Genomic DNA, 5,453 nt, shown 5'->3' on the forward strand with positions numbered 1-5,453 from the left:
GAATCGGGAGACACCCGAAGAATCCAATTCGCTCCGCTATGCAATACCCCCTAAGGCCATATGCGATTCCCCTACCGCGCGCGGGGAGAGGTGAAGGAAGCGACGCTCAGTCCTTGATGAACGCGAGCAGGTCGGCGTTGATGGTAGCAGCTTCCGTGGTGGGCATGCCGTGCGGAAAGCCCTTGTAGGTCTTCAGCGTGCCGTTCTTCAACAGCTTGGCCGACAGCGGCCCGGCGTCGGCATAGGGCACGATCTGGTCATCGTCGCCATGCATGACGAGAACAGGCACGTTGATCTTCTTCAGGTCTTCGGTGAAGTCGGTTTGCGAGAAGGCGACGATGCCGTCGTAATGCGCCTTGGCGCCGCCCATCATGCCCTGGCGCCACCAATTCTGGATGACCGCTTCCGACGGTTTGGCGCCCGGCCGGTTGTAGCCGTAGAACGGGCCCGCGGCGAGCTCGCGATAGAATTGCGAGCGATTCGCGGCGAGCTGCGCCTGCAGCCCGTCGAAGACATCCTTGGGCAGGCCGCCTGGATTGGCCGGGGTCTGCACCATCAAGGGCGGCACCGCGCTGATGATCGCCGCCTTCGCCACCCGGCTCTCACCGTGCCGCGCGATATAGTGGACCACCTCGCCGCCGCCGGTGGAATGACCGACGTGAACGGCATTCTTCAGATCGAGATGCTCGGTCACCGCCGCGAGGTCGTCGGCATAGTGATCCATGTCGTGGCCATCGCTCACCTGGCTCGACCGGCCGTGGCCGCGGCGGTCATGCGCGATGACGCGAAAGCCGTGATTGAGGAAGAACAGCATCTGGGTGTCCCAGTCATCAGATGACAGCGGCCAGCCGTGACTGAAGACGATGGGCTGACCACTGCCCCAGTCCTTGTAAAAAATCATGACGCCGTCTTTGGTGGTGATCGTGGGCATCGCGCAGCCTTTCGTGCGAGTTAAGCTGATGGAACATACCGGTCGCGGGCATGCTCCGGATTTCAAAATCGCCCTGCGATATCAAATCACGATGTCAATTGGATCGTGAGCATGATCTCCGCGCAAACGCTTCGCGTTTGTCGCGAGGAAAACCGGTCTCCACTTTTCCGGATCATGCTTCAGGCGAAGGAGGCCATCGGCCTGAAGCGCCGCCAGATGCCGATGATCGCCACCACGAATAGCACCAGCACGATGCCCTGCACGACGGCGAAGACGGGGCCGGACGGCGGAGCCGGTGGCACGCTCGGCGCCAACGCGTGCAGCGGGGGTATCTTGAGGAAGGACTGAACCACCAGCACGAAGACGTTGAGATAGAGCGATATCATCGCCGTCACGATGTAGATCGGACGCCAGGTGCCCGAAAGCTTCATGACATAGAGCGCGATGCAGGCGATCGCGAGCAGGATCAACGAAATGATCCCGAATATATGCGAGGGCAGCAGCTCCTTGAACGGGAACATGAAGCCCGTGACGCTGGTGAGGATCGTGAACAGCAGGAAGATCGCGGTGAGCCCGGGCATCTGCTTCGAGCCGAGCAGCCCGAACATCACGACAAGGCCCGCGACGATTGCAATCAGACTGATCACCACGTGAACAAGCGTAAACGTGGCCAAGCTCATACCCAGGACCATGTGAAGCACTCCCGATTGAGAACCGCGCTGAACACTACGATGCAACAAGTGAGATTGCTACATGCTTCGCGGATCGGAAGCCGGCTTATATGATGAAGATAAGATGATTATGATGCGAATAAATTAAAGTATGGGATTTGCCGAAACCGTTTGCATGCCTGTCATAAATGACAGCACACCGACAGCAATCACCAAACTATCTGAATTAGTGCTGTAACCCGGGGCCGCTCGCGTATGCTGACACGGATATCCCGGGTTACGCGTTCCGCTCCACCCGGGCTACGCGTTCCCCACGGCGCTATGAATCAATAATAGCGCGGGATCGGGCCGTTATGCGGCGTCTTGCGCTGCGAGAGATCGAACAGCACGCGATCGACATAGCACCACCCCCAGCCTTCCGGCGGATCATAGCCTTCGATGATCGGATGGCCGGTCGCGTGGAAATGCGCGGTCGCATGCTTGTTGGGAGAATCGTCACAGCAGCCGACATGGCCGCAGGTGCGGCAGATGCGCAAATGCAGCCATTGGCTGCCGCTCTTCAGGCATTCCTCGCAGCCGAGCGCGCTCGGCGTGACGGTCTGAATGTCGGCGATATGGGTGCAGCCTTTCGACATCTGCTGTTTCCTAAGCCGTAGAATTGGCGTTGTCGGCGAGGAAGCCGTGCAGCGCCGCGACGACTTGCGCGCCCTCGCCGATCGCGCCGCCGACGCGCTTGACCGATCCGGAGCGGACATCGCCAACGGCGAAAACGCCGGGCACCGTTGTCTCCAGCAATTGTCCCTGCCGCAGGCCATCCTGGCCGCTCTGGCCGGTGAGCACGAAGCCTCCGCGGTCAACCTTGACGCCGCAGCCCTCGAGCCAGCCGGTCGCGGGATCGGCGCCGACGAACAGGAACACGTTGTTGACGTCGAGCGTGTGCTGCTCCGGCGCCAGGCGGCTCTTCCAGCGCGCGCGCTGGAGCGTGGCATCCTCGCCGCCTTCCAGCGCTGTGATCTCGGTGTTGAACATCAATTCGATGTTCGGCGTCGCCTCGATGCGCTCGATCAAATAGCGCGACATGCTGGCCCCGAGGCCGCCGCCGCGGATCATCATGTAGACCTTGCGCACATGGCCCGACAGGAACACTGCGGCCTGGCCTGCCGAATTGCCGCCGCCGACCAGCACCACGTCCTGCCCGGCACACAGCTTGGCCTCGATCGGCGAGGCCCAGTACCAGACGCCGCGGCCTTCGAAGGCCTCGAGATTTTCGATGCTCGGCCGGCGATAGCGCGCCCCGCTCGCAACCACGATCGATCGTGAGCGCAAGGTGTGCCCGCATTCGGTCGCGATCGAGAACAGGCCGTCCCGCTTGGAGCAGTCCAGCGACCTGACCGAGACCGGGATCAGGATATCAGCGCCGAATTTCTGCGCCTGGTTGAAGGCGCGGCCGGCGAGCGCCTGGCCGGAAATGCCGGTCGGAAAGCCCAGATAGTTTTCGATGCGGGCGCTGGCGCCGGCCTGGCCGCCGAAGGCGCGCGAATCGAGCACCGCGACCGACAGCCCTTCGGACGCCGCATAGACGGCGGTGGCGAGCCCGGCCGGCCCGCTGCCGACGACGGCAACGTCGTAGAGCTTGTCATGGGTGTGGCCGCCGATCATGCCCATCGCCATCGCAAGCGCGGTCTCGGACGGGTTGCGCAGCACGTTGCCGTTGGGGCAGACCACCAATGGCAACTCGGCGCGCGTGGCCGAGTAGCGCGCCACCAGGTCGGCCGCGTCCTTGTCAGTGGCGGGATCGACCACGTGATAGGGCTGGCCGTTGCGCGCCAGGAAATTCTGCAACTGCGCGATCTTTCCGAGCGACGGCGGGCCGATCAGCACGGGGCCGCCGACGCCGCCCTGGATCAGGTTGACGCGGCGCAGGATCAGCGCGCGCATGATGCGCTCGCCGAGATCGGCCTCGGCCACCAACAGCGCCCGCAATCTTTCCGGCGGAATCAAGAGCGTCTCGACATCGCCTTCGGCATGGCCGTCGACCAGCGCAGGCCGGCCGGAGAGTTGGGCAATCTCGGCCAGGAATTGTCCCGGGCCCTGGTCGATCACCGGCGTGACATGGCCGAGGCCATCGCGCTGGGTGATCGCGACCGTGCCCGAAAGCACCACGAACATGCCCGGTCCCGGCTTGCCGGTCTCGAACAGCGCTTCGCCGTCGCTATAGTGCCTGACCTCGCCGAACCGGCGCATCCGCTCGATCTCGTGGTCGGTCAGGCTGGGAAAGGTCTGTTCGTGCCGCGGAAACGCGAGGGACCTCGCGCTGATCGGATTCGCCATCGCCTCTGCAGCCATCTCAGCTACTCACTCCTCTTACCAAAACACGTCGCAACGATGCCCCGCATGCAGGGACCGGCTAGCGACCCGGCTCGCCATCGCTCGCGTCATCTAGTCGGCCTTCGGCCGGTTCGGAAGATGCAGGATCGCTGCGCCCGCGCGCCTGTGATTTCCGCCGCTTGAGGTTTTCGCGCAGCGCGAGCTTGAGGCGATGCTGTCTTGATTCGTCTGACGCAATCGCGGCCTGCCGCTCCCGCCTGTCTTTCTCGTCCTGCATGTTGCATCCGTCTTTCAAACTTGCATGACAATAGACCAGGCGCCGAGGGACATGCACCGGTCGATCGGGGAGGTGGGCTCCCCCGGTCTTCCGTGCGGTGGCAGGACGAACCGGCCAAAGCCGCACTCCCGAGCGCCCCAGGGAACCGAAGTGCCCCCGGATTGGCCGAATTTCGACGGGACGAGGTGTTTTTGCGGTCCGCCTCCCCGTCCCCGCGCTTGCGCCGGAGGGGGGCTTGTGGCAAGAACCGCCGCGCCCGCTGGGGCCAACTCGGCCGATTCTTTGATTCCCGGGCATGCTGCCGTAGCTCAGTGGTAGAGCACTCCCTTGGTAAGGGAGAGGTCGACAGTTCAATCCTGTCCGGCAGCACCAGAAAACCCACAAAATCAGCAACTTAGATGACCGGCTCCCCGGCGGACGATACTCGATTTCGAGCCGGGTACCCAACCGGATCAAAAGTGCCGAACATGATCGATTTTTGCACAAGCGCCGCCATCAGGTCCAGATTTGGACCGCGTGATCGATTTCACGGCCGGCAACGAAAATTCACGACTGCGGCGCCATACTCGGCGCCGTCGGCGTTGTGTTTTTCAACCGATAGAGGGCGAAGGCAGCGCTAACCCGGCCCATCGCTTGCGCATCGAAGACGCTCCGCTCGCACCAACCGCGGTCCTCGCGATTTCAGGATGCGTCGTGCATTTGCGCCGTCGGGCTAGTGGGTCAGTTTGTAGCAGTGCCCGCCGCCCCTATGCCTGACGCGTGCGCGGCACTTATCCAGCGTCGAAAATGAGCAGTCAGGCTGTCCTGCGGCTTTCGCCCCTCTTAGCTGCGCACAGAACGTGGCAGCGTTGGCAGGGTCTTGCGGATAAAGAACGAAGCTCATCGAGAGAAGCGTCATCATAGCGACAAATGCTAGCGTCGAACGCGACATATCAAGCCTCCCTATGAGGTCTTGCCCACGCGGCAAGCACACGCGTCGTCACAGCACGTTGGTCCGGAGCAGCGGCGGCGCCGCTCCGGACCAACGACACCGCTTTTGATCGGCCTGAGCACGCCAGAAGCGGCGCAAACTGGTGTATCGGCGTTCGCGGCGGGTCTTCAAGTAGAAGAAACCCGCCATTCTCGACGGAAAAAGTCCCTAGAGCTTCGGTTCTGATTGAATCAGAACTGAAGCTCTAGATTCTTGTTTTGACGCGTTTTCTGCGCAGATAAGTCTACGCAATCTGCGTAAACTTGATTGCTATGC

The 5,453-nt window shown here is 62.4% G+C and carries 4 protein-coding genes and 1 tRNA gene; 1 reads left to right on the top strand and 4 read right to left on the bottom strand.

The window, feature by feature from the left end:
* Positions 1 to 106 precede the first annotated feature (106 nt).
* The 4 genes from AAFX91_RS38540 to AAFX91_RS38555 all read right to left on the bottom strand — a co-directional run bounded on the left by AAFX91_RS38540 (position 107) and on the right by AAFX91_RS38555 (position 3,948).
* The gene (locus tag AAFX91_RS38540; protein WP_394569980.1) at positions 107 to 931 is read right to left on the bottom strand and encodes an alpha/beta fold hydrolase; all 825 of its coding nucleotides are present in this window, start codon (positions 929 to 931) and stop codon (positions 107 to 109) included.
* A gap of 179 nt (positions 932 to 1,110) precedes the next feature.
* Positions 1,111 to 1,623, bottom strand: coding sequence for a hypothetical protein (locus tag AAFX91_RS38545; protein ID WP_130579948.1), 513 nt, complete (start codon positions 1,621 to 1,623; stop codon positions 1,111 to 1,113).
* A gap of 305 nt (positions 1,624 to 1,928) precedes the next feature.
* Positions 1,929 to 2,237: a UBP-type zinc finger domain-containing protein gene (locus AAFX91_RS38550; protein ID WP_130579947.1), complete on the bottom strand. Its 309-nt coding sequence runs from the start codon at positions 2,235 to 2,237 to the stop codon at positions 1,929 to 1,931.
* 10 nt (positions 2,238 to 2,247) lie between these two features.
* The gene (locus AAFX91_RS38555) at positions 2,248 to 3,948 is read right to left on the bottom strand and encodes an FAD-dependent oxidoreductase (protein ID WP_394569981.1); all 1,701 of its coding nucleotides are present in this window, start codon (positions 3,946 to 3,948) and stop codon (positions 2,248 to 2,250) included.
* Positions 3,949 to 4,504: 556 nt separating this feature from the next.
* Here AAFX91_RS38555 and AAFX91_RS38560 point away from each other — a divergent pair.
* Positions 4,505 to 4,579, top strand: a tRNA-Thr gene (locus AAFX91_RS38560).
* The last annotated feature ends 874 nt before the right edge of the window (positions 4,580 to 5,453 follow it).

This window comes from Bradyrhizobium sp. 31Argb, from assembly GCF_043638955.1.
GTDB lineage: Bacteria > Pseudomonadota > Alphaproteobacteria > Rhizobiales > Xanthobacteraceae > Bradyrhizobium.

What these genes read in the sequence shown, in the direction of transcription:
- AAFX91_RS38540 (WP_394569980.1), bottom strand. Translation starts at nt 931, where the DNA reads ATGCCCACGATCACCACCAAAGACGGCGTCATGATTTTTTACAAGGAC.
- AAFX91_RS38545 (WP_130579948.1), bottom strand. Translation starts at nt 1,623, where the DNA reads ATGGTCCTGGGTATGAGCTTGGCCACGTTTACGCTTGTTCACGTGGTG.
- AAFX91_RS38550 (WP_130579947.1), bottom strand. Translation starts at nt 2,237, where the DNA reads ATGTCGAAAGGCTGCACCCATATCGCCGACATTCAGACCGTCACGCCG.
- AAFX91_RS38555 (WP_394569981.1), bottom strand. Translation starts at nt 3,948, where the DNA reads ATGGCTGCAGAGGCGATGGCGAATCCGATCAGCGCGAGGTCCCTCGCG.